Source organism: Streptosporangium minutum (assembly GCF_002149035.1).
GTDB lineage: Bacteria > Actinomycetota > Actinomycetes > Streptosporangiales > Streptosporangiaceae > Streptosporangium > Streptosporangium minutum.
The window spans coordinates 1-22,732 of sequence record NZ_NGFP01000064.1 but is presented as its reverse complement, the minus strand read 5'-3'; the positions used below and the strand labels follow the sequence as shown (position 1 = coordinate 22,732).

The following is a 22,732-nucleotide window of genomic DNA, read 5'->3' as shown; positions in this document are numbered from 1 at the left end:
GAAGGAACCGGCGCGGAGGGAGCCCGGTGTGTCGGATCCGCCCCCCACCTGGAGGGATGCCGCCGCCGGGCGGCCTGCCGTACGGCCGGGGAAGCTCGTACGGCGGCACTCTCGAAACCCTTGAGGGGTCTCCGTCCACGGCTACTTCGGGACGCGGGCCACGCAGAAGACGGTCTGCCCGAAGGGCGGGCGGACGAAGCGCTCGATGAAGCGCGTCAGGGGGACCACGGTGCGGTCGTAGATCTTGACCAGGCGGGGGTCGGGGTAGCCGACGCCGCCGCGGCGGACGGCGGCCCACCAGGCGATGCCGCCGAGGAAGTTGATCGGCTTGAGCACGTCGATGTCCAGGCCCGCCTTGGAGACCGTGCTGCGCAGGGTGGCGGGGGTGTAGCGGGTGACGTGGCCGACCTTGCGGTCGAAGTCGCCGTAGAGCTGCATGTAGCCCGGGACCCAGATGACGATCCGCCCGCCGGGGAGGGTGACCTTGGCCAGGGAGCGCAGGGCCTCGACGTCCTCCTCGATGTGCTCCAGGACGTTCATCATCACGACGGTGTCGACCTTCTCACCGATCGGGATGTCGGTCGGCAGGCCGAACTGCAGCACGTCGATCTCGTCGCGCCCGGCGAAACGCTTGCGGAGCTGGTCCACGCAGTAGGGGTCGAAGTCGCTGACCACCAGCCGGTCCAGGCGGGGCAGGAACGCCTCGGCGAAATGGCCCAGGCCGGAACCGATCTCCAGCATGGAGCGGCCCACGTGCGGGGCGACCATGTCGAGCTCGTACTGCCGGTAGTTCTTGGCCTCGTCCCCACCCAGGTGGTTCTCCAGGGCCTCGTCGCCGGCCGCGGGTTGCACTACGCGGTCATACCCAGACATGCGGTTCCGTCCAGATCGGTAACAGAAAACCGTGGCGCGGGGGCCACGGCTACGGACACGCAGAGTCTAACGGCGGTTCCCCGGGAGCGGCCCCCCAAACAACTCGCCGCGGCCTAGCATGGGCACCCCCATGGAAACTACCTTCGTCGGCCGGCGCGCAGAGATCGCCCAAGTGGTCCGCCTGATCCGGGAATCCCGCCTGGTCACGCTCACCGGGCTGGGCGGCGTCGGCAAGACGCGGCTGGCGGGCCGGGCGGCGGAGGAGATCGCGGGAGAGTTCCCCGACGGCCTCTGGCTGGTCGAGCTGGCCTGCCTGACGGATCCGTACCTCCTGGCCGAGACCGTGGCCGACAGCATGGGCCTGGCCGACCAGTCCGCCCGGCGGCAGGAGGAGGTGCTGGCCGACTGGCTGAGTCCGCGCAGGTCGCTGCTCATACTGGACACCTGCGAGCACCTGGTCGAAGCGGTCGCCTCGCTGGTGGACACCCTGCTGCGCCGCGCGCCCGGCCTCCGGGTGCTGGCCACCGGCCGTCAGCCGCTCGGCGTGTCGGGCGAGCACATCTACCTCGTCCCGCCGCTCCCGATCGAGGACGCGGTGGCCCTGCTGCGCGACCGCGCGGGCCTGGTCGGCGCCGGGACAGCCGACGGCGACGCGGAGGTCGGCGGCGGCGTGGAGGGCATGGCCGAGCTCTGCGAGGGGCTCGACTGCATCCCGCTGGCGATCGAGCTGGCGGCCGTGCAACTGCGCACCATGCCGCCCGCGCTGCTCACCCCGCAGCTGCACGACCGCTACCGCCTGCTGACCGGGGGCGACGGCCCGATGCGGCACGAGTCGCTGCGCGCGGCGATGGGCTGGAGCCACGAGCTGTGCACCCCGGCCGAGCGGCTGCTGTGGGCCCGGCTGTCGGTGTTCGCCGCGGGGTTCGACCTGGAGGCGGCCGAGCGGGTCTGCGCGGGCGGGCCGCTCCCGTCCGGGCTGGTCCTCGAAACGCTGACCGGCCTGGTCGACAAGTCCCTCGTGCAGCGGGAGGACCATCCCGCCGGGGTACGGCTGCGCATGCTCGACACCGTCAGGGAGTTCGGCGCCGAGTGGCTCCTGCTGCTGGGCGAGACCGGCGCGGTCCGGGGCCGCCACCGCGACCACTATCTCCGGCTGGCCAGGCGGTGCGCCGCCGAATGGCCCGGCCGGCAGGTGGAGTGGTACGGACGGATACGCGCCGAGCAGCGCAACTTCCGCAAGGCGTTCGAGCTGTGCCTGGCCGACCCGGAGTGGTCCCGGACGGGTCTGGACCTGGCCGGGACCCTGTGGTTCCTCTGGGTCTGCTGCGGCATGCTGCGCGAGGGCCGCCACTACCTGGAGACGGCGCTGGGGATGGACGCCCGGCCCGGCCCGGAGCGCCTCAGGGCGCTGTGGGTCTGCGCGTGGGTGGCCGCGCTCCAGGGTGACCTCGACGCCGCGGGAGAACGGCTCGACCGGTGCCGCGCCGAGGATCCCGGGGGGAGCGCCGCCGGCTACGCCATCCAGGTCGAGGGCCTGATCTCCCTGACGCGGGGGGACTACCCCCGGGCGGTCGAGCTGCTGGACGAGGCCATGGCCTGGCACATGGCCGAGGGCGACGTGCTGTCCGGGCTGCTGCCCTGCTACACGCTGGCGGCGCTCGGCCTGCTGGCCGCGGGACGGCCGGAGGAGACCATGGAGACCCTGTCGGAGGGGCAGGCGCTCTGCGAGGCCCACGGGGAGGAGTGGAGCCGCGCCCAGATGGAATACGTCTTCGCCTGGGCCGAGCATGTCAAGGGCGGCACCGCCGGAGCGCTCCGGCACGCCAGGGCGGCGCTCACCGCGGCGCGGCTCTTCGACGACCTGCTCCTGAGCGTCGTCTGCGTCGAGATGATCGCCTGGGCGGTGGCGGTGGAGGGGGCCGCTGGCAGGGGGGCACGGCTGCTGGGCGCGGCCCAGGCCGTCTGGGACTCCTCGGGACTGTCGCAGTTCGGCTCGCCGATCTTCATTCCGATCCGGAAGCGGGCGGTGAACCAGGCAGTGAGAGCCCTCGGCGGTGCAGAATTCGACACCCTGTATGCCGAGGGACACCGCCTTGACCTGGGCATCGCTGTGAAATATGCGCTGGAGGAGAAGATCTCGTAACCGAGGGCGCCGCACCTCGCCGATTCCGTTGCCGGTTCCGTGGTTGGCTTGCCACCTCACGCGGAGGGGCTGGAGATCGGTGGCGGAGACGCGGACGCGCCGGGGCAACGTCCCGGCGGAGACGAGCAGTCTCGTCGGGCGGAGAGAGGAACTCGACGAGATCGCCGTGCTGATCGGCCGCTCACCGCTGGTGACCCTCACCGGGGTCGCCGGCGTGGGCAAGACGAGGCTGGCCATCAGGACGGCCGACCGGCTCCGTGACTCCTTCGCCGACGGGGTGTGGGTCGTCGAGCTGTCGGCTGAGCAGAACGGCGACCTGATCGGTCACGACATCGCCGAGGTGCTCGGCCTGCGCGAGCAGTCGGCGCGCCCACAGTCCGAGGTGCTGGCCGACTTCATCGCCGACAAGCGGCTGCTGCTGGTCCTGGACACCTGCGACCATCTGGTCGACGCCTGCGCGGCGCTGCTGCGCCGGGTGCTGTCGGAGGCCCCGCACGCGCGGGTGCTCGCCACCAGCCGCCAGCCGCTCGGCCTGCCCGGGGAGCGGGTGCTGCCGATCGAGCCGCTGGCGGTGCCCGAGCCCGGGACCACCGCCGCCGGGACCGACGCGGTCCGGCTGTTCACCGAGCGGGCCCACGCGCTGGTGCCCGACCTCATCCTCGATCCGGTGGCGGTCGCCCAGGTCTGCCGCCTGCTGGACGGCATCCCGCTGGCCGTCGAGCTCGCCGTCCGGCGGCTGCGGGCGCTCTCGGTCCAGCAGATCGCCGAACGGCTGGACGACCGCTTCGCGCTGCTCGTCGGCGGGAGCCGTACCCCGTTGGGGCGCCACCAGACCATGCGCACCGCGGTCGGCTGGAGCCATGAGCTCTGCACCGCCGAGGAGCGCCTGCTCTGGGCGCGGCTGTCGGTCTTCGCCGGGTGGTTCGACGCCGACGACGCGCGGGCGGTCTGCGCCGACGAGCGGCTGAGCTGGCTCCCGCTGCTCAGGCTCGTGGACAAGTCGATCCTGATCGCCGAGGGGTCGCGCTACCGGATGCTCGACACGATCCGCGACTACGGCAGGGAGTGGCTGCGCCGGCTGGGCGAGGAGAAGGCCCTGGTCCGCCGCCATCGCGACCACTACCTGGCGCAGGCCCGCAGGGCGGAGGCCGAGTGGTACGGCCCGCACCAGCTCCGGTGGGCCGACTGGGCCCACCGCGAGCTGCCCAACCTGAAGGTGGCCCTCGACCACGACGACGGGTTCGACCTGGTGACGGCCCTGTGGTTCGTCTGGTGCTGCCTGGGCCAGGTACGGCAGGGCCGCTACTACCTGGACCGGGTGCTCCGGCGGCACAAGCGGCCGAGTCCGGCACGGACCAAGGCGCTGTGGACGTACGCCTGGGCCGCGCTCAGCGCGGGTGACACCGCCGCGGCCCGCGACCGGGCGGCCGAGGCCTACGAGGCGGCGATGGCCGCGGGCGACTTCGCCGCCGCCGGGTGCGCCCGGCAGAACGCCGCGGCCGCCGCCCTGGTCTGCGGCGACCTCGACGGGGCCGAACGCCTCGCGGCCGAGGCGGCGGAGCTGTTCGGGCGGGCGGTCTCCGCCCACATCGGGCTTCCCCTGGCCGAGGTGACGCTGGCCATGGCGTTCGGAGCCCGGGGCGAGTTCGACCGGGCCGTGGAGGTGCTGACGCGGCAGTGGGCGCGGTGCGCCGAACGCGGAGAGCTGTGGGCGCGTTCCCACGGCGACCACGCGCGCTCGCTCGCCGAGCTGGGCCGCGGTGAGGTCGGCATCGCCGAGGTCTACGCGCGCGCGGCGCTCGACGGGAAATGGCGCCTGGGTGACGCGATGGGCAGCGCCATGGCGATGGACCAGCTCGCCGCCACCGCCGTGGCGCGCGGCGACGGGCGGCGGGCCGCATGCCTGCTCGGCGCCGGCCGGCGGATGTGGACGGTCTTCGGGCTGCCCAGGTCCGGCGCGCCCGAGTCCGTGACCCCGCCCGCGCGCGGCGATGGGCACCTCTCCCCGTACGAGGGTCCGGTGGCGTCTCGCGGGGGTCCTCTCCCGTCGCACGAGCTCTCCCCGCCGCCTCGCAGGGGGCCCGTGCTGCCCTCTCGGGAGGGCTCTCACCTGTCGCACGAGGTCTCCCCGCCGCCTCGGGAAGGCTCTCCGTCCTCTCGCGGGGGCCCCGTGCCGTCCCGCCAGGGCTTCCTGATCTCTCGCGAGCTCACGGAGAGCCGGGCCAGGGCTCTCGTCGGCGACACCGTCTACGAGCGCCTGTTCGCCCAGGGACTGGCCATGGATCCGGGCGCGGCCGTGGCACGGATTCGGGACACCCGGGGCTTCGATCACCTTTAGCATGAACGCGCATGCCCCGAGGAGATGGTGGGATGGGCGCGTTCGTCGGCAGGCGGGCCGAGGTCGCGGAGATCACGGCCCTGCTCGACCGGGTGCGGCTGGTCACCCTGTCCGGCAGCGGAGGCGTGGGCAAGTCCCGGCTCGGCCTTGAGATCGCCGGGAAGGCCGCCCCGGGGACGGCGGCGATCGTCGACGTCGCCGCCGTGGACGGCCCCGAGGCGCTGGCCCCGGCCGTCACCGGCGCGCTGGGCGGATCGGATGTCTCCCTGCTCGTGCTGGACACCTGCGAAGCGCTGATCGACCAGGTGGCCTCACTGGTGAGCGAGCTGCTCGCGGCGGACCCCCGGCTCCGCGTCCTGGCGATCAGCCGCCAGTCGCTCGCGGTCTCCGGCGAGCACCTGCGGGTGCTGGCCGGCCTGCCCGGCGCGGAGGCGTGCACCCTTCTCGCCGCTCTGAGCGGCGTGTGGCTCCCCGAGGTGTGCGACAGGCTCGACGGTCTCCCGCTGGCGATCGAGCTGGCGGCCGTACGGCTGCGCACGATGAGCCCCGCCGACGTCCTCACCGGCCTGGACGACCGGTTCGGCCTCCTCGTGGACGACAGCCGCGGCCCGTCCCGCCACCGGGCGCTGGCCACCTGCATCGGCTGGAGCCACCGGCTGTGCACGGTCGGGGAACGGCTGCTCTGGGCGCGTGCCTCGGTGTTCGCGGGGGAGTTCGACCTGGAGGCCGCCACCTACGTCTGCCAGGACGACGAGCTCGGGGTCGAGGACATGGCCGACGTGATCGCCGGCCTGGTGGACAAGTCCGTGCTGCTCCGCAGGCAGACCCCGGCGGGCGTCCGGTTCCGGATGCTTGAGGGGTTGCGCGAGTTCGGCGCCGGCTGGCTCGCGCTGCTCGGCCAGCAGGACGCGGTACGGCTGCGCCACCGTGACTTCCGCCTGCGCCTCGCCCGCCGTGCCGTCGGGCGGCCCAGGCCTCCGGGGCCGTGCTGATCGGGGTGCCGGTGCTCGCCGAGGGGCGGACGGAGCGGGAGGCGACGCTGCCGGCGGCCGCCCGCGGCGCCTGGTCCGCGCTGGGGGCGGGCACCCGCGCTCGCCCGTCCCGGCGTTGATCAGCGCCTCTGCCGCATTAGCTGCCAAATGCGAGCGATTCGGAAATTTCACCGCGCGTGGGAGGAAGTTCGACCTCACAACGGCGGTGAGTTTTGCACCGGGTGAGAAGGAAACCCCACCCGAGGAAGGGCGTCCAACCGGTTCGTGACCCTGGCGGAGTGCGATTCCCACCAGAGTGGAAGGAGCGCGAACCGATGGAACGCAACCCATGGTGGCGCGGGAACCTCCCCGCGGGGACGAGCGGCTTCACCAGCCCTGAGAGCGGGATCCGGGAGCGGCTGCGACTCCTGGCCGCGACCTCACCGGCCACGGCCGCCGGCGCCGGCGGCGGCGTCGGCACGTCACGGATCGCCGTCAAGGCGGCGGAGGAACGCCGCGACTCCTGCCCGGACGGCGCCTGGCTGGTGCAACTGTCCGGCGAGCGCGGAGGCGACCTGCTCGCCCCCACCGTCGCGGCCGTCCCGGGGGTGCGCGAGCACCCGGCCCGCACCCGGACCGGGGCGTCGCCCGTCGGCGCCCTCCAGGAGACGGAGCCCGGCATCGAGCCGGTACGCGGGTGTCTCCACAGCCCCGGCGGCGCGACCGCCGGTGAGCCGCTCGCCCTGGTGGCCGCGGCGATGGCGGCCACCTGGCGCGGCGCGTTCACCGAGGCCGTATCCGTGCTGGAAGAGGTGCAGCGGCTCTGTGACGCCCGGGGTGAGCGCTGGACCCGCGCCTGCGGCGACTACGTGCTCTCCATCGCCCAGCTCGGCCTCGGACGGGTGGCAGAGGCGACGGTGTCGGCCCGGCGGTCGCTCGACGTCAAGTGGCGCTTCCGCGACGCGACCGGCGTGGCCCTGGCCGCCGACCAGCTCGCGGTGATCGCCGCGGTCCAGGGAGACGGCTACCGCACGGCCCGCCTGCAGGGCGGGGGAGCGCGGCTGCGGGCCGTGTTCGGGCTGCGGGAGTTCGGCTCGGAGGGCATGTCGGAGCCGAGGACGGTCGCCGAGCGCACGGCCAGGCAACTGCTCGGCGACGACGGCTACGACGCGGCCTTCGCCGAGGGCCACGACGACGACCCCGACTCCACGATGGCCTACGCCCTCGGCTGAGGGCTTCCCCCCGGGTGCTCCCGTGCGGTGGAATCTCTCCCGACACCGCGAAGGAGCCCTCCGACGGACGACGACGAGGCGATCGCCCGCTCCCTGGCCGGTGACCTGGCCGCCTACGAGGTGCTGGTCACCCGCTACAGCGCGCTCGCACACCGTACGGCGGCGCGGCCCCGGTGCGACCCCGCTCGGCCGGCCCCGCCCTCATCTGGCAGTCGGCGTGGACCGGCCTGCGCCTGGAGGGCGTCGGCGACCTGCAACGGGCCCTGCGGATCGCCCGCTCGACCCTCTGAGCCCACCCGGTCCACACAGCCCGTTCGATTCACCCAGCCCACGGGTCCCCTGAGCACACCTGGTCCGCACAGGCCGCTCGACCCTCTGAGTCCGCTCAGCCTTCTGAGCCCTCCGAGGCCAGCCAGCCGTCGACCTGCTTGAGCAGGTCCTCGCGCACCGAGTCCGGGGCCGCCGACGCCCGGATCGACTGCCGGGCCAGCTCGGCCAGCTCCGCGTCGCCGAAGCCGTACACCTGCCTGGCCAGCTCGTACTGCGGCAGCAGCCGGGCGCCGAACAGCAACGGGTCGTCGGCGCCCAGCGCGATCGGCACCCCGGCGTCGAACAGCCGGCGCAACGGCACGTCCTCGGCCCGCTCGGCCACCCCGAGCCCGACGTTGGAGGTGGGACAGATCTCACACGTGATCCGCCGCTCGGCGAGGAGCTCCATCAGCCGCGGCGACTCGGCCGCGCGCACGCCGTGCCCCACCCGGTCGGCGCCCAGCACGTCCACGCACTCGGCCACGCTGTCGGCGCCCAGCAGCTCCCCGCCGTGCGGTACGGCCAGCAGCCCGGCCCGCTTGGCGAGCCGGAAGGCCCCGTCGAAGTCACGGGCCCGGCCGCGGCGCTCGTCGTTGGAGAGCCCGAACCCGACCACGCCCTGGTCCATGTACTGCGTGGCGAGGCGGGCCAGCGTCTTGGCGTCCAGCGGATGCCGGGTCCGGTTGGCGGCCACCACGACCGCGATCCCTATCCCGGCGTAGCCGGCCGCCTTGTGCGCGGCGTCGAGCATCAGCTCCAGGGTCGGGGTGAGCCCGCCGAACCGATGGGCGTACCCGGACGGGTCCACCTGGATCTCCAGCCACCGCGACCCCTCCGCCGCCTCGTCCTCGGCGGCCTCGCGCACCAGCCGGTAGACGTCCGACTCCCGCTGCAGGACCGTCCGCGCGATGTCGTACAGCCGCTGGAACCGGAACCAGCCCCGCTCGTCCGTCGCCCGCAACCGGGGCGGCCAGTCCTCCTTCAGCGCGTCCGGCAGGTGCAGGCACTGCTCCTGGGCGAGCTCGATCAGGGTGGAGTGCCGCATCGAGCCGGTGAAGTGCAGATGCAGATGGGCCTTGGGCAGTTCGCTGAGGGGACGTGGCATTTCCATATGGTGCCGTACGGCCGGCACTCCCCGGCCACGATTGCTCTCAACCTGACGGCGCGCTCGTGCGTTGGGGAGGTCGAAAGGGGACCTCGCTGATGACGGAAGATGACGAGGCGGCCTTCGACGAGTTCCTGGCCGCACGGAGTACGGCGCTGTTGCGCACCGCGATCCTGGTGTGCGGCGCGTCACCGCACGACGCCGAGGACCTGGTGCAGAACGCGCTGGAGAAGATCTACCGGCACTGGAGCCGGATCCGCCACGACAACCCCGAGTCCTACGCCCGCAAGGTAGTGGTCAACGCCGCGATCAGCGTCTCCCGCCGCCGGAGGGTGATCCAGGAGATCACCTTCGCCCGGCCGCCGGAGACCCCGATCGACTCCCCCGACGTGGAGCTGCGCGACACGCTCCTGGCGGAGCTGCGCAGGCTGCCCGCGCGGATGCGCGCGGTGCTGGTGCTGCGCTACTGGGAGGACCTGTCGGAGAACGAGACGGCCGCGCTGATGGGCTGCTCGGCGGGGACCGTGAAAAGCCAGGCCGCACGGGGGCTGGCCAGGATTCGCGCACGCATGGGCACGCTGGAAGGAGCATGGGGATGAGGCTTGAGGAAGAGCTGGCCGAGGCGATGGAGACGCGCGTCGCGGACGTGCACGCCACGCCGATGATGGGGAGCGCGATCCGCCGCCGCCACCGCACCCGGCGGATCCGGTTCCGCGCGGCGGGGGCCGCGCTGGCGACCGCCGCGGTCGCCGGGGCGGTCCCGGTCTACCTGTCGATGAACGCGGGTCCCGCCCCGGCGTCCCCGGCGGCGCAGCCGGCGGGTGACGCGCGGGCCACCATCGCCCGGGAGGTCGTCGTACCGGTCGTGACCGGCGCGAACATCGAGGCGGCGACCCGGAAGCTGGCAGCCGCGGGGCTGCGGTCCGAAGTGGCGGGAGCCGAGATCGGCCCGGACTGGACGATCACGGAGCAGAGCCCCGCCGGAGGGGAGAAGGCCCCGGAGGGATCCGTCGTCACGCTGACGGCGGTGAAGACGCCCGACCCGACGCTGACCCGCCGGCCGGGCGGCGGGGACTCGACACCGGCCCCCGATCCCGGCGGAGGGGAGGTCTCCATGCCGCAGGATCTGGGCGACCTGGGCGACGGCCGGGAGTTCGGCGGCCTCCGGATCGGCTACCTGCCCGAGGGCCTGGTATGGGGCAAGTGGTCGGTCAAGGACGGCTTCGGCACCACCAGCTACTCCACCTCGTGGCGCGAGAAGGATCTCAAGCCCGGCATGTACAGCGTCCAGGCGATCGTCTACGAGGGGGACGCCGCGGCCGAGACGGGCAGGCGGCTCAAGGGCTACCGGCAAGAGGGGGCCCGGACCGTGGAGCTCGGTGACACCAAGGGCTACCTGGTCCGCATGGGTGAGGCTGGCAGGGTCGGCGACGACGAGCTCGGCACGCCCACGATCGTCTGGAGGGAACGTCCCGGGCTCGCGGTCGAGATCATGATGAGCCCGGACTACTACGGCGAGCTCGGCGAGAAGAAGGCCGAGGCCGAGCTCAGGAAGATCGCCGAAAGCGTCGTCCCCACCGGGTGACCCCCGGCCCGGTGCCCTGCCCCTGCCGGGTGGCCCTGTCCGGCCTGATGCCTTGTCTCCGCCGGGTGGCCCCGCGCGACCCCGTGCGAGCCGTACCGGCATGTCGCCCGTGGAGCCGATGACGTCTATCTGCTGGTTCGTCGGCATATGACGTCTTAATTCATTTGAAGAACGAATGTGTCCACTACCACGGCACACATCTCTGACTCAAGACGTGACCCGAGGAAATGTGGCCAACGGGGTTTCAGCCGACCGTTCCGCCGTGCGACCGTAGGGGCACGTGTAGTCAGTACGGATCTGGGGCTGCAATGAGAGCGGACGTCTTCGTCGGCAGACAGACAGAGCTGGACGAGGTTTCCGCCCTGCTGTCAAAGGCACGGCATGTCACGCTGACCGGCACCGCCGGGGTGGGGAAGACCTGCCTCGCGCTTCGCCTGGCCCGGACCCTCGAAGACGAGTTCCCCGGAGGCGTCCACGTCGTCGACCTGTCCGACGCTCCCGCGGATCTCACCTCCCTGGCCGGGATGCTCGCCGACGTGATCGGCGTCGACCGGCGGCCGGGCGTGCCCGTGCTGGAGGCACTGGTCAACGACCTCGTCCCGCGCCGGAGCCTGATCGTCCTCGACGCCTGCGACCGCGTCGTCGGTACGGCGGGCATCCTGGCCGGCCTGCTGCTGCGGTCCGTCGAGGAGCTGCGGGTCCTGGTCACCAGCAGGCAGCGGCTGGGGCTGCCCGGCGAACACCTCTACCAGGTCGGCGGCCTGCGCCCGGACGACGCCGTCGAGCTGCTCACCATTCTCGCCGACAGAAGGCTCGACGGCGTGGAGCCGGCGGAGATCTGCGGACGGCTCGACCACCTGCCCCTGGCGATCGAGCTCGCCGCCGCAGGCCCCGATCCGGCCACCACCGACGTGTTCGCCGCCGCCGTCGACACCCGCCGGCACAGCTCCATGCGGGCCGCCTACGGCTGGAGCCACGAGCTGTGCAGCCCGCAGGAACGCCTCATGTGGGCCAGAGCGTCGATCTTCGCTGGCACGTTCGACCTCGAAGCCGCCGAGGATGTCTGCGCCGCCGACGGCCTCGGCGCCGACGAGGTCCTCGACACCCTGCTCGGCCTGCTCGACAAGTCCGTCCTCACCCGGGAGGAGGGGGAGTGCGGCGTCCGCTACCGCATGCCGGGCACCGTCCGCGAGTTCGGCGCCGGCTGGCTGGACCTCCTCGGCGAGACCGGCGAGATGCGGCGGCGGCACCGCGACCACTTCCTCGCCCTGTCGGCCCGCGCGGAGACGGGCTGGCAGTGCCAGCAGCTGGAGTGGTACCGGAGACTGGTCCTGGAGTGCGCCAATGTGCGCCAGGCCATCGAATACTGCTACTCCAGGCCCGAAGAACACCGCAAGGGCCTCGACCTGGTCGGCAACCTGTGGTTCCTGTGGGCCTGCTGCGGCATGCACGCCCCCGGCGACAATTTTCTCCAGCAGGGTCTGGATCTCGACCCCACCCCCAGCCCCGAGCGGATCAAGGCACTGTGGGTGCACGCCTGGGTGTCGATCCAGCGCGGTGACCTCGTACGCGCGGAGCGCACCCTCGCCGAGTGCGTCGCCGAAGACTCCCAGGGATACGCCACGGCCTACGTCAGCCAGTTCCGGGCTCACCTGGCGGTCCTCCGGGGCGACGTGGGCGAGGCCCTGCGGCTGATCAAGAACGCCCGGGCACGGCACCGCTCGACCGGCAACGTCTTCCCCGGGTTCCTGCCCACCTACACGGTCGTGGCCACCGCCATGATCCTCGCGGGCAACCACGGGCAGGCCGTGTCCGTCCTGCAGGAGGGCCGCGACCTGTGCGACTCCTGCGGCGACCGGTGGACCCTCATCCGCCTGGACCTCCTGCTGGCCCTGGCCGAGCACCTTCTCGGCAACACCGCCGAGGCCGTCGTGGCCACCCACGACTCCCTGCGCGGCGCCCGGCTGTTCGGCGACACCTTCTCCATGCTGGAGGCGCTGGAGGTGTCCGCCGTGATCGCCGAGGCCGGCGTGGACGACGCGCTCGCCGCCCTCCTGCTCGGCGCCTCCTACGCCGCCTGGACGCGCGCGGAGGTGCCGCCCAGCCGCTCGCCCATGCTCACGAGCCTGCTGCGCACCGCCAAACTGAGGCTGCGCGGGCGTATGGGCAGGGCGGAGTTCGAGCGGCTGACCGGGCTGGGAGCGTCGACCGGCCTGGAGACCGCCGTGGAGCACGCGCTCCGGGAGACCTTCTCCTGACCCCGTGCGGGAGCCGGGGGTCTTCTTCCGGTCTCGGTGCGGGAGCCGGGGGCCTTCATCTGGTCTCCGTACGGGAGCCGGGGAGTCTTCCGCCCCCGTACGGCAGAAGGCCCGGAGCGTGGCTCCGGGCCTTCTGCCGTCGACGTGCGCGTGAAGTCAGCGGGCGTCGCCCAGGAACTTGGCCACCCGGCTGACGCCCTCGACGAGGTCCTCGTCGCCCAGGGCGTAGGACAGGCGGAAGTAGCCAGGGGTGCCGAAGGCCTCGCCGGGGACGAGGGCGACCTCGGCCTCCTCAAGGATGATCTCGGCCAGCTCGGCGGACGTCTGCGGGCGCCTGCCGCCGAAGTCCTTGCCCAGCAGCTCCTTGACCGAGGGGTAGGCGTAGAACGCGCCCTTCGGCTCGGGGCAGAGCACGCCCGGGATCTCGTTCAGCATGCGGACCATGGTCTGGCGCCGGCGGTCGAAGGCCTCGCGCATCTTCGCCACGGCCGCCAGGTCGCCGGTGACGGCGGCCAGGGCGGCGGCCTGGGAGACGTTGGAGACGTTGGAGGTGGCGTGCGACTGCAGGTTGGTCGCGGCCTTGACGACGTCCTTGGGGCCGATCAGCCAGCCCACCCGCCAGCCGGTCATCGCGTAGGTCTTGGCGACGCCGTTGAGGACGACGACCTTGTCACCCAGCTCGGGGACGACGGTGGCGATGCTCGCGAAGGTCGCGTCGCCGTAGGTGAGGTGCTCGTAGATCTCGTCGGTGACGACCCACAGGTCGTGCCCGGCGGCCCAGCGGCCGATCGCCTCGACCTGCTCGGGGGTGTAGACCGCGCCGGTCGGGTTGGACGGGGAGACGAACAGCAGGACCTTCGTGCGCTCGGTGCGGGCGGCTTCGAGCTGCTCCACGCTCGCGAGGTAGCCGGTGGTCTCGTCGGTCACGACGTCGACCTGGACGCCGCCGGCCAGCTTGATGGCCTCGGGGTAGGTCGTCCAGTAGGGGGCGATGACCAGGACCTCGTCACCCGGGTCCAGCAGCGTGGCGAACGCCTCGTAGACGGCCTGCTTGCCGCCGTTGGTGACCAGGACCTGGGCGGCGTCGACCTGGTAGCCGGAGTCGCGGAGCGTCTTGTCGGCGATGGCCTGCTTCAGCTCCGGGAGGCCGCCGGCCGGCGTGTACTTGTGGAACCTGGGGTTCCGGCACGCCTCGACGGCCGCCTCGACGATGTAGTCGGGAGTCGCGAAGTCCGGCTCGCCGGCGCCGAAGCCGATGACCGGGCGGCCCGCCGCCTTCATCGCCTTGGCCTTGGCGTCCACGGCGAGCGTGGCGGACTCGGAGATCGCGGAGATGCGCGCTGAGATGCGAGGACGGGTCATGCCTCCATGGTTACAGACCTGTGCGGCTGTTTTCCTCGCTTATCCAGGATGTGGACGAGCCGTGGGGAAGCCGTGCAAGACGCGACGAAAGGGGTGCGAGCGGGGGCATCTTCTTCCGGTTCGACGTAGGGACCATTCCCACGTAGACTCCGGCATGGTCTTTCCGCCGTATGCGTGAATCGGCGGTCAAGACCGTGAGCCACGGACAAACTTCGGTCCAACCGATGTATGGTGGTTCATGTCTTAGGGCACTAGCGCAATTGGTAGCGCACCGGTCTCCAAAACCGGCGGTTGGGGGTTCGAGTCCCTCGTGCCCTGCGAGGAGCGGTCCGCGCATCAGGGCGTCTAGCGCGCCGCAGACATGCGTTGGATACGACGGATCAGGTGAGGACTGTGGCGATCGACACGCGCGGCGAAACCGCAGACAAGCCGAGCGGTGAGAAGAAGGCGAAGCGAACTTCTCCCGCCCTCTTCTACCGGCAGGTTGTCGCTGAGCTGCGCAAGGTCATCTGGCCTACGCGCAAGGACCTTATTTCCTACACCATCATCGTCCTGGTCTTTGTTCTGATCATGGTCGGGATCGTGTCTGGGCTCGACGCGGTGTTCACCGAGGGTGTGCTGCGGATCTTCGGCGGAGCCTGAGCCGGCATCCGGCGTGTCATCCCGCGGTAAGTCCATCAGCCCATCGACGGAAAGAGAATGAGCCACCGTGTCCGAGTCTTCACAGTCGGCCGGCGAGTCCCGCGAAGAGCGGACGGGCGAGCCGGAAGAGGCCGTCGACGTTACGGAGGACTCGCTCGTCGAGTCTGACGTCGACGCCGAAAACGAGGCCGAAGAGGCCCCGGCCGACACCGACGAGGCCGAAGAGGCCCCGGCCGGCGAGGTCGACGAGGACGGTGACGTCCTTCCCGACGTCGACCCGGTCGAGGAGTTCAAGCGCCACCTGCGGAGCCAGTTCGGCGAGTGGTACGTCATCCACTCCTACGCGGGTTACGAGAACCGCGTGAAGTCGAACATCGAGACCCGCACGCAGTCCCTCAACATGGAGGACTACATCTTCCAGGTCGAGGTGCCCACTCACCACGTGACCGAGGTGAAGAGCGGCAAGCGCCAGCTCGTCAAGGAGCGGGTGCTGCCCGGCTACGTGCTCGTCCGGATGGACCTCACCGACGAGTCCTGGTCCGCGGTGCGTAACACGCCCGGCGTCACCGGCTTCGTCGGCCTGTCGAACAAGCCGAGCCCGCTGAGCCTCGAAGAGGTCGCCAAGCTGCTCGCGCCGGAGCCGTCCGAAGAGGTCAAGAAGTCGACCGCCAAGGCCTCCGCCGCGACCGTCGACTTCGAGGTCGGCGAGTCCGTCACGGTCATGGACGGCCCGTTCGCCACGCTGCCCGCCACGGTCAGCGAGATCAGCGCCGAGTCGCAGAAGCTCAAGGTGCTGGTGTCGATCTTCGGTCGTGAGACCCCGGTTGAGCTCTCGTTCAACCAGGTCTCGAAGATCTGACCGGATCACATAAACTAAGTCGTTCGGCGGCCGTGCTTCGCGAAGCACGGCCTGCCGACATGCTCCCCGTGTCTGCGTGGGAGCCGCATCACCCCGATTAGGACCCGGAGAGAACCATGCCTCCTAAGAAGAAGATTGCGGCACTGGTCAAGGTCCAGCTTCCCGCTGGCCAGGCCACGCCCGCTCCGCCGGTCGGTACCGCCCTCGGTCCGCACGGCGTCAACATCATGGACTTCGTGAAGCAGTACAACGCTGCCACCGAGGCCCAGCGCGGCAACATCATCCCCGTTGAGATCACCATCTTCGAGGACCGCACCTTCACCTTCGTCACGAAGACGCCCCCGGCGCCCGAGCTGATCAAGAAGGCCGCCGGTGTGGCGAAGGGCTCGCCCGTCCCGCAGAAGGACAAGGTCGGCAAGCTCACCAAGGAGCAGCTGCGCCAGATCGCCGAGACCAAGATGCAGGACCTCAACGCCAACGACATCGAGGCGGCCGAGAAGATCATCGCCGGCACCGCCCGGTCGATGGGCATCACGATCGCCGACTAGTCGAAAAGCGGCGAGCCGGGCCCGAGGGCGGCGGCGCGGATGCCGGACACGATCCGCGTGACCGTCGAAGGTCCGACAGCGGACGCGACCGTGAGGTCCGTCACCACAACTTCGAAGTAAGTGGAGGGGCCAGGCGCTGGCCCGCACCACGAACACTCGGATCCACAGGAGTGATCAAGTGAAGCGCAGCAAGGCTTTCCGCAACGCAGCGGAGAAGGTCGACAACGAGAACCTCTACAGCCCGGCCGCGGCGGCCAAGCTGGCCAAGGAGACCTCGGTCACCAAGTTCGACGCGACCGTCGAGGTCGCTCTGCGACTCGGCGTCGACCCCCGCAAGGCGGACCAGATGGTGCGCGGCACCGTCAACCTCCCGCACGGCACCGGTAAGACCGCCCGGGTCCTGGTCTTCGCGACCGGCGACCGTGCCGAGGAGGCCCGCGCCGCGGGTGCCGACATCGTCGGTGCCGACGAGCTGATCGACGAGGTCGCCAAGGGCCGCCTCGACTTCGACGCCGTCGTCGCCACCCCGGACCTCATGGGCAAGGTCGGCCGCCTGGGCCGCGTGCTCGGTCCGCGTGGTCTGATGCCGAACCCCAAGACCGGCACCGTGACCCCGGCCGTCGGCAAGGCCGTCACCGACATCAAGGGCGGCAAGATCGAGTTCCGTGTCGACCGGCACGCGAACCTGCACTTCATCATCGGCAAGGTGTCGTTCGGCGAGCGTCAGCTCATCGAGAACTACGCCGCCGCCCTCGACGAGGTGCTGCGTCTCAAGCCGTCCGCGGCCAAGGGCCGTTACGTCAAGAAGGTCGTCTTCTCCACGTCCATGGGCCCCGGCATCCCGGTCGACCCGAACGTGACGCGGGCGATGACCGCCGAGCTCGACGCCTGATACCAGACGTCTCCGTAGGGAGGCCTCAACCGAATGGCCATTCGGTTGAGGCCTTTCTTCGTTCTCCCGGAGGACGCGCCCCGGCCCGCCGCCGCGTAGTGTCATAGGCAAGTTCATCGGGGGACACGAAGGGGTGAGGACGGATGCGCCGATTGGCTCCCGCACTGGCATTGGGAACGGCCGCTCTGGTCGCGGTCACGGGATGCGGTGCGCAGAGCACCGGTTCCCTCGGAAACATCAAGCTGGCCGCCGCCGAGGCGGTGCAGCAGAGTGCGCAGAGGGCCGGAGAGGTCACCTCCTACTCCGCGGACCTGGTGCTCGACGCCACGGGCGGAGACAAGGGCGCGAGCAAGGTGCAGGGCAGCCTGCTCTACCAGAGCAAGCCCCAGCTGGCCACCGACATCAAGCTGGACACGATCACCTTTGACGGGCAGAACGTACCGGGCGGGGCCCGGGCGATCCTGACCGGCGAGACCGTGTATGTGAAGTCGGAGCTGCTCAACAAGTTCGCGGGCGCGGCCAAGCCGTGGGTCAAGGTGTCGCTCAGCGACCTCGGGACCAACGAACAGGCCAAGGTCAGGGACTTCATGGCCCAGGTCCAGCAGTTCGACCTCGCGGGGACCGTCAAGTTGCTGACGACGTCGAAGGACGTCAAGGCGGTCGGCACCGAGACGGTCGGCGGGGTGGAGACGACCCACTACAGCGGCACCTTCCCGGTGGCCGAGGCCGCCCAGGTGATCGACCCGGCCAAGCGCGAGCAACTCCAGGAGAAGCTCTCGCGGATCAAGAACGTCACGTTCGACCTGTGGTCCGACGCCGAGAACCTGCCTCGCAAGGTGACGCTGAGCGGCTCCGAGCAGAATGCGACGTTCAACCTGGCGGCGTCCTTCAAGGGCTTCAACGAGCCCGTGCAGATCGCCGCCCCGCCCGCCGACCAGGTGGGCGACCTGCCGGAGAACCACCGCGGAAACTGATGTCCGCCACGGTCCGCACCCCCGGTCATCAGGCCGGGGGTGCGGGCTTTTCCGCTTGATTTGGCGTACGGCCCGACAGGGCGTAAGCTACCAACGCCGAAGACCGCCGGTCGTCGTCAGGCCTCATGGCTTGATGGCCCAAGGATCCACATCAGTGGACGGCCCGCGCAGGTGTGATGTGAGTTTTCATTTGGACTGATCTCCTTATGTGAGCCCCGTGCGCCAGCGCCGGGGCTTGTTCGCGTTTATGGGCCTTTGCCGGCGGCACATCTGGAAGGAGGCCCATGGCGAAGGCGGAAAAGGCAACGGCTGTAGCCGAGCTCAAGAGCAGCTTCGAAGGCTCTAGCGCTGCCGTTCTGACCGAGTACCGCGGTCTCACCGTCGCCCAGCTCAAGCAGCTGCGCGTTTCTCTCGGTGAGAATGCGAATTTCGCCGTGGTGAAGAACACGCTGACCAAGATCGCGGCCAATGAGGCCGGGATCAGCCAGCTCGACGACCTGCTCGCGGGTCCGTCGGCGATCGCGTTCGTCAACGGCGACGTGGTCGAGGCTGCCAAGAGTCTGCGTGACTTCGCCAAGGCCAATCCCCTCCTGATCATCAAGGGTGGTGTCGTCGACGGCAAGTCGATGACCCCGGCCGAGATCAGCAAGCTTGCCGACCTCGAGTCGCGTGAGGTTCTCCTCGCGAAGCTGGCCGGCGCTCTGAAGGCGAAGCAGGGCCACGCGGCCGCCGTCTTCAACGCGCTGCCCACCAACATGGCTCAGCTGGCCGAGGCTCTGCGCGCCAAGCGCGACGAGGCCGGCGAGTAGGTCCGCGCAAGCGGTCGCAGGGGATTAGCGCATACAACCGCGGTCCCAATTCTTAATCGTTAGACCATACGGAGGAACCACCATGGCGAAGCTCAGCACCGACGAGCTGCTCGACGCTTTCAAGGAGATGACCCTCCTTGAGCTGTCCGACTTCGTGAAGCTCTTCGAGGAGACCTTCGACGTCAAGGCCGCCGCTCCGGTCGCCGTTGCCGCCGCTCCGGGCGCCGGTGGCGCTGCCGCCGCCGAAGAGGTCGAGGAGCAGGACGAGTTCGACGTCGTCCTCGAGGCCGCCGGCGACAAGAAGATCCAGGTCATCAAGGAGATCCGCGCTCTGACGAGCCTGGGCCTCAAGGAGGCCAAGGACCTCGTGGACGGCGCCCCCAAGGCCGTCTTCGACGGCAAGGTCAACAAGGAGCAGGCGGAGAAGGCCAAGGCCGCTCTCGAGGCCGCCGGCGCGACGGTCACCGTCAAGTAGTTCAGCTTCACCGGAAAGAGCGGGTCCACCAGGTGCCGGTGGCCCGCTCTTTCTGTGTCTCCACCCCCGTGTCTTCGTGGTCGCGGGGGTGTCGTGACTTCTGTGTCTCCACCCGGTGTCCTCGTGGTCGCGGGGGTGTCGTGACGCGGATCGCGGCTGTTTCCGACGTCCGCCCGCATGCCGCGGTTGGGTCCGGAGCCCCGTAACCGTGTCGTAACGATCACCGGATCTTATTGGACCCTCTTCCAATTCGGGAGATCGTCGCTACGGTTGTGTCATCCGTGGGTGATTCCCCGTCAAGCTATCGACCGGTCACGGTCCGTAGTCTCTGGAGGGCGGCACGTGGGCGTCGAAGTCGTGGTCGAGGGCCTGACCAAGTCCTTTGGCAGGCAGGTCATCTGGGAGGACGTCACGCTGACGCTCCCCGCCGGGGAGATCTCGGTGTTGCTCGGCCCTTCGGGAACCGGTAAATCCGTCTTCCTGAAGACCCTGGTCGGTCTTCTGCGGCCCGAACGCGGCCACATCTGGATCGACGGCCACGACCTGGCCAACTGCAGTGAGAACAAGCTCTACGAGCTCCGGAGGCTGTTCGGTGTCCTGTTCCAGGACGGAGCCCTGTTCGGCTCGCTCAACCTCTACGACAACATCGCCTTCCCGCTGCGCGAGCACACAAGGAAGAGCGAGACCGAGATCCGCCGCATCGTCATGGAGAAGATCGACCTCGTCGGCCTGGTCGGCGCGGAGGCGAAGCTTCCCGGAGAGATCTCCGGGGGCATGCGCAAGCGGGCCGGCCTGGCCAGGGCGCTCGTCCTCGATCCGGAGGTCATCCTGGTCGACGAGCCCGACTCCGGCCTGGACCCGGTCCGCACGGCCTATCTGAACCAGCTTTTCGTCGATCTCAACGCGGAGACCGAGGCGACGTTCCTCATCGTCACCCACGACATCAACACCGCGCGCACGGTGCCCGACGGGATAGGTCTGCTTTTCCGGCGGGAGCTGGTCATGTTCGGGCCGCGCGAGATGCTGCTCTCCAGCGACGAGCCGGTGGTCCGTCAGTTCCTCAACGCCCGCAGGCACGGCCCGATCGGCATGTCCGAGGAGAAGGACGTCTCCGAACTGGAGGCCGAGGCGCAGATGGGGCACGACCCGGGTGGCCTGCCGCCGATCCCGCCGCAGCTCATGCCCAGCGAGAGCCGGATCCGGCGTACGCAGCGCCCGCCGGGCTCCTGGCTGGCCGCCAACGGCGTCATCCCGCCGCCCAACTCCTTCGTGGACGAGCGTGGCCGGAACTGGCTGGAGGAGTATCCCCGGCTCGTCGCGGCTCACGTCAACGGCGTGCGGTGACTGCGATCATACCGGGGGTCATCTCCTGGATGATCTTCTCGCGGGCGTCCTCTCCACCCGTGCCCGCCGTACCGCCGCCACCGGGCCGTCCTGTGGCGGGAGGTTCCGGCCGGGCCTGAAACGGCTCTGGAAAGCCTCCTGCGGCGATCGTGCGGCGGGTTATGATCCGGCGACCGGAGGCTTGCCGGCCTGGGCGGTCCGCGCCACGCGGTCACCGGCCGGTGTGCCGGAGACCGTGTGATGGGAGGCGACGCATGGCGGTGAGAACTGCTCGGCCCCTCCGCCCGCTGAGGATCGCCGGGCCGGCGCTGGTCGTGCTGATCGCGGCACTGCTGGGCGCCGCCTTCTGGATCGGCGGTGATCTGCGTGAGGCCCAGGCGGCGGCCGACGACCGCAGGGCGGCGGTCCGGGCGGCGGGAGCGCACGCGGTCGATCTGCTCTCGGTCAGCCACCAGAGCGTCGACGCGGACGTCAAACGCATCCTCGACACCTCCACCGGCCCGGCCAGGGCGGAGTACACCGGCAATCTCGCGAAGCTCAAGGAGACCACCGTCAAGAACAAGGTCGTCCAGACGGGCGCGCTGCGGGCTTCCGGGCTCGTCTCGCTGAAGGGGGACACGGCCCGGGTGATGGTGGTGGGCGACGCGGTGATCCGCTGGGAGGGGAGCAAGAACGCCCCTCAGGAGCGCTTCTACCGGTGGAACATGGAAATGGCCAAGGTCGAAGGCGTCTGGCTCGTGTCGAAGGCGGAGTTGGTCCTGTGACGCGGGTCTCCCTGCTGGTGATCGGGGTGCTGACCGCTGTGGCGTTCGCCCTCGCGGCGGCGGTCTGGGTCATGTACGCCGACCTGAGCCGCCTGCGCGGCAACGAGGCCGCCGGGCAGGAGGCGCTGACGGCGGCGCGCCTGGTCGCCTCCGACATGCTGTCGTACGATTATCGTACGATCGAACAAGATTTCGCACGGGCCGGGGGACACACCACCGGTGCCCTCACCGAGCACTACAGGCAGCTTGCCGCGACCCTGATGCCGCTGGCCAGACAGCAGCACACGGTTCAGCAGGTGACGGTGGCCGGGGCGGCGGTGGAGTCGGCGGAGCCCGGCCGGGTCGAGGTGCTGATTTTCATGAACACGGGCACCGTGAAGACCCTCGCCGGAGAGAAGGAACCCCGGCGCCAGGTCAGCCAGAACCGGGCCCGTCTGGTCATGGTCAAAAAGGACTCACGCTGGCTGGTGGCGGAGCTGTCCACGCTGCTCGGAAACCCTCCGCCGGGCTAGTCGGCGTGGCGGGTTACCCAATTGTTAGTAAAGGCCATGTTTGGGTTTGGCGTGTCTCCGGGTACATCATCCATGGCAACGTCGATCGTCAGCCCGAACTCGGCTAGCGTTCGAACCGCCGTGTGACTGAGCGTTAGCCACACCAGGTCGCGGGTATCGTCTTGGATCCAGTGGTGTGCGCAGGTCACCCGGGGGGAAACTCCCAGCGTCACGGCTGTTCCTCGGTCGAAATGTCGGGTCACGGGCTTGACGTTTCGGCGCTGACGGGCGATGCTGCGACCAACGTGGAGCATGCAGCAAGACTGAAGTGGACAGGTGTATGCCGTTCGGCTACACTGCCCCTTTGCGCTGCCCTTTGACGACCCGCTTCTTTTGGTGCTCTGATGCATGGTCGTCTGGCGTGCGTGTAGTCAGTCCGCCGCGAGCCCTCGGAAGGACATCTGTTGGCAGCCTCGCGCAACGCCTCCGCCGTACCCGCTGGTCCCCGTCGTGTGTCTTTCGCACGGATTCAGGAGCCGCTCGAAGTTCCTGATCTTCTCGCTCTCCAGACCGAGTCCTTCGACTGGTTGCTCGGCAACGAGAAGTGGAAGGGGCGGGTCGAGGCGGCTCGCCAGGCCGGGCGCAAGGACGTTCCGGCCCAGTCGGGTCTCGAAGAGATCTTCGAGGAGATCAGTCCCATCGAGGACTTCTCCGGGACCATGTCCCTGTCGTTCCGGGACCACCGGTTCCACCGGTTC

The 22,732-nt window shown here is 70.2% G+C and carries 22 protein-coding genes and 1 tRNA gene; 20 read left to right on the top strand and 3 right to left on the bottom strand.

Annotation, left to right across the window (positions count from 1 at the left end; genetic code table 11):
• Window positions 1–141 precede the first annotated feature (141 nt).
• Complete coding sequence (locus CA984_RS16100; RefSeq protein ID WP_231509912.1) at window positions 142–852, bottom strand: class I SAM-dependent methyltransferase; 711 nt, start codon at window positions 850–852, stop codon at window positions 142–144.
• Window positions 853–1,003: 151 nt separating this feature from the next.
• Here CA984_RS16100 and CA984_RS16095 point away from each other — a divergent pair, with 151 nt between their 5' ends.
• From CA984_RS16095 to CA984_RS16080, 5 genes are all read left to right on the top strand, one after another.
• Entirely contained in the window at window positions 1,004–3,016 is a 2,013-nt protein-coding gene (locus CA984_RS16095) for an ATP-binding protein (protein WP_133061680.1), read from the top strand.
• Between the two features lie 79 nt (window positions 3,017–3,095).
• Entirely contained in the window at window positions 3,096–5,354 is a 2,259-nt protein-coding gene (locus CA984_RS16090) for an ATP-binding protein (protein WP_086572906.1), read from the top strand.
• Between the two features lie 32 nt (window positions 5,355–5,386).
• Window positions 5,387–6,346: an ATP-binding protein gene (locus CA984_RS16085; protein ID WP_086572903.1), complete on the top strand. Its 960-nt coding sequence runs from the start codon at window positions 5,387–5,389 to the stop codon at window positions 6,344–6,346.
• A complete protein-coding gene (locus tag CA984_RS48685) occupies window positions 6,340–6,465 on the top strand; it encodes a hypothetical protein (protein ID WP_278249024.1) in 126 nt (41 codons plus the stop codon). The genes CA984_RS16085 and CA984_RS48685 overlap by 7 nt, the downstream gene beginning before the upstream one ends.
• A 195-nt stretch (window positions 6,466–6,660) precedes the next feature.
• On the top strand, window positions 6,661–7,557 hold the full coding sequence (locus CA984_RS16080; RefSeq protein WP_086572900.1) for a hypothetical protein: 897 nt from the start codon (window positions 6,661–6,663) through the stop codon (window positions 7,555–7,557).
• A 385-nt stretch (window positions 7,558–7,942) separates the two neighbouring features.
• Here the strand turns inward: CA984_RS16080 and CA984_RS16070 are convergent, their stop codons facing one another.
• Window positions 7,943–8,971, bottom strand: coding sequence for an adenosine deaminase (locus tag CA984_RS16070; RefSeq protein ID WP_086572897.1), 1,029 nt, complete (start codon window positions 8,969–8,971; stop codon window positions 7,943–7,945).
• 98 nt (window positions 8,972–9,069) lie between these two features.
• Between CA984_RS16070 and CA984_RS16065 the strand changes: the two genes are divergently transcribed.
• The 3 genes from CA984_RS16065 to CA984_RS16055 all read left to right on the top strand — a co-directional run bounded on the left by CA984_RS16065 (window position 9,070) and on the right by CA984_RS16055 (window position 12,814).
• A complete protein-coding gene (locus tag CA984_RS16065; protein WP_086572894.1) occupies window positions 9,070–9,570 on the top strand; it encodes a SigE family RNA polymerase sigma factor in 501 nt (166 codons plus the stop codon).
• Window positions 9,567–10,556, top strand: a complete 990-nt coding sequence (locus tag CA984_RS16060) for a PASTA domain-containing protein (protein WP_165781271.1) — start codon at window positions 9,567–9,569, stop codon at window positions 10,554–10,556. The genes CA984_RS16065 and CA984_RS16060 overlap by 4 nt, the downstream gene beginning before the upstream one ends.
• A gap of 308 nt (window positions 10,557–10,864) precedes the next feature.
• Complete coding sequence (locus CA984_RS16055) at window positions 10,865–12,814, top strand: ATP-binding protein (protein ID WP_086572888.1); 1,950 nt, start codon at window positions 10,865–10,867, stop codon at window positions 12,812–12,814.
• Window positions 12,815–12,970: 156 nt separating this feature from the next.
• Here CA984_RS16055 and CA984_RS16050 read toward each other — a convergent pair whose 3' ends face one another.
• Window positions 12,971–14,176, bottom strand: coding sequence for a pyridoxal phosphate-dependent aminotransferase (locus tag CA984_RS16050; protein ID WP_086572885.1), 1,206 nt, complete (start codon window positions 14,174–14,176; stop codon window positions 12,971–12,973).
• Window positions 14,177–14,421: 245 nt separating this feature from the next.
• Here CA984_RS16050 and CA984_RS16045 point away from each other — a divergent pair.
• The 12 genes from CA984_RS16045 to CA984_RS15990 form a co-directional block, all read left to right on the top strand.
• Window positions 14,422–14,494 (top strand) — tRNA-Trp (locus CA984_RS16045).
• 75 nt (window positions 14,495–14,569) lie between these two features.
• Window positions 14,570–14,818, top strand: a complete 249-nt coding sequence (gene secE, locus CA984_RS16040) for a preprotein translocase subunit SecE (RefSeq protein ID WP_012887813.1) — start codon at window positions 14,570–14,572, stop codon at window positions 14,816–14,818.
• A gap of 67 nt (window positions 14,819–14,885) precedes the next feature.
• Window positions 14,886–15,677 carry a transcription termination/antitermination protein NusG gene (nusG, locus tag CA984_RS16035; RefSeq protein ID WP_086572882.1) on the top strand — a complete coding sequence of 264 codons (792 nt, stop codon included), beginning with the start codon at window positions 14,886–14,888 and terminating at the stop codon, window positions 15,675–15,677.
• A gap of 116 nt (window positions 15,678–15,793) precedes the next feature.
• Window positions 15,794–16,225, top strand: coding sequence for a 50S ribosomal protein L11 (gene rplK / locus CA984_RS16030; protein WP_012887815.1), 432 nt, complete (start codon window positions 15,794–15,796; stop codon window positions 16,223–16,225).
• Window positions 16,226–16,403: 178 nt separating this feature from the next.
• The gene (gene rplA / locus CA984_RS16025; RefSeq protein ID WP_031167498.1) at window positions 16,404–17,117 is read left to right on the top strand and encodes a 50S ribosomal protein L1; all 714 of its coding nucleotides are present in this window, start codon (window positions 16,404–16,406) and stop codon (window positions 17,115–17,117) included.
• 143 nt (window positions 17,118–17,260) lie between these two features.
• Window positions 17,261–18,091 (top strand): SCO4651 family lipoprotein, encoded by an 831-nt coding sequence (locus CA984_RS16020; RefSeq protein WP_086572879.1) that lies wholly within the window; start codon window positions 17,261–17,263, stop codon window positions 18,089–18,091.
• Between the two features lie 284 nt (window positions 18,092–18,375).
• Window positions 18,376–18,900 (top strand): 50S ribosomal protein L10, encoded by a 525-nt coding sequence (gene rplJ, locus CA984_RS16015; protein ID WP_086572876.1) that lies wholly within the window; start codon window positions 18,376–18,378, stop codon window positions 18,898–18,900.
• Between the two features lie 82 nt (window positions 18,901–18,982).
• Window positions 18,983–19,375 (top strand): 50S ribosomal protein L7/L12, encoded by a 393-nt coding sequence (rplL, locus tag CA984_RS16010; RefSeq protein WP_031167503.1) that lies wholly within the window; start codon window positions 18,983–18,985, stop codon window positions 19,373–19,375.
• 342 nt (window positions 19,376–19,717) lie between these two features.
• Window positions 19,718–20,719, top strand: a complete 1,002-nt coding sequence (locus tag CA984_RS16005; RefSeq protein ID WP_086572873.1) for an ABC transporter ATP-binding protein — start codon at window positions 19,718–19,720, stop codon at window positions 20,717–20,719.
• Window positions 20,720–20,973: 254 nt separating this feature from the next.
• Window positions 20,974–21,483, top strand: a complete 510-nt coding sequence (locus CA984_RS16000) for a hypothetical protein (protein WP_242675981.1) — start codon at window positions 20,974–20,976, stop codon at window positions 21,481–21,483.
• Window positions 21,480–21,995: a hypothetical protein gene (locus CA984_RS15995; RefSeq protein ID WP_086572868.1), complete on the top strand. Its 516-nt coding sequence runs from the start codon at window positions 21,480–21,482 to the stop codon at window positions 21,993–21,995. The genes CA984_RS16000 and CA984_RS15995 overlap by 4 nt, the downstream gene beginning before the upstream one ends.
• A 443-nt stretch (window positions 21,996–22,438) precedes the next feature.
• Window positions 22,439–22,732 (top strand): hypothetical protein (locus tag CA984_RS15990; protein ID WP_133061679.1); only part of this gene is annotated, 294 nt, incomplete at its 3' end.

What these genes read in the sequence shown, in the direction of transcription:
- CA984_RS16095 (WP_133061680.1), top strand. Translation starts at nt 1,004, where the DNA reads ATGGAAACTACCTTCGTCGGCCGGCGCGCAGAGATCGCCCAAGTGGTC.
- CA984_RS16085 (WP_086572903.1), top strand. Translation starts at nt 5,387, where the DNA reads ATGGGCGCGTTCGTCGGCAGGCGGGCCGAGGTCGCGGAGATCACGGCC.
- CA984_RS16080 (WP_086572900.1), top strand. Translation starts at nt 6,661, where the DNA reads ATGGAACGCAACCCATGGTGGCGCGGGAACCTCCCCGCGGGGACGAGC.
- CA984_RS16070 (WP_086572897.1), bottom strand. Translation starts at nt 8,971, where the DNA reads ATGCCACGTCCCCTCAGCGAACTGCCCAAGGCCCATCTGCATCTGCAC.
- CA984_RS16065 (WP_086572894.1), top strand. Translation starts at nt 9,070, where the DNA reads ATGACGGAAGATGACGAGGCGGCCTTCGACGAGTTCCTGGCCGCACGG.
- CA984_RS16060 (WP_165781271.1), top strand. Translation starts at nt 9,567, where the DNA reads ATGAGGCTTGAGGAAGAGCTGGCCGAGGCGATGGAGACGCGCGTCGCG.
- CA984_RS16055 (WP_086572888.1), top strand. Translation starts at nt 10,865, where the DNA reads ATGAGAGCGGACGTCTTCGTCGGCAGACAGACAGAGCTGGACGAGGTT.
- CA984_RS16050 (WP_086572885.1), bottom strand. Translation starts at nt 14,176, where the DNA reads ATGACCCGTCCTCGCATCTCAGCGCGCATCTCCGCGATCTCCGAGTCC.
- rplK (WP_012887815.1), top strand. Translation starts at nt 15,794, where the DNA reads ATGCCTCCTAAGAAGAAGATTGCGGCACTGGTCAAGGTCCAGCTTCCC.
- CA984_RS16020 (WP_086572879.1), top strand. Translation starts at nt 17,261, where the DNA reads ATGCGCCGATTGGCTCCCGCACTGGCATTGGGAACGGCCGCTCTGGTC.
- rplJ (WP_086572876.1), top strand. Translation starts at nt 18,376, where the DNA reads ATGGCGAAGGCGGAAAAGGCAACGGCTGTAGCCGAGCTCAAGAGCAGC.
- rplL (WP_031167503.1), top strand. Translation starts at nt 18,983, where the DNA reads ATGGCGAAGCTCAGCACCGACGAGCTGCTCGACGCTTTCAAGGAGATG.
- CA984_RS16000 (WP_242675981.1), top strand. Translation starts at nt 20,974, where the DNA reads ATGGCGGTGAGAACTGCTCGGCCCCTCCGCCCGCTGAGGATCGCCGGG.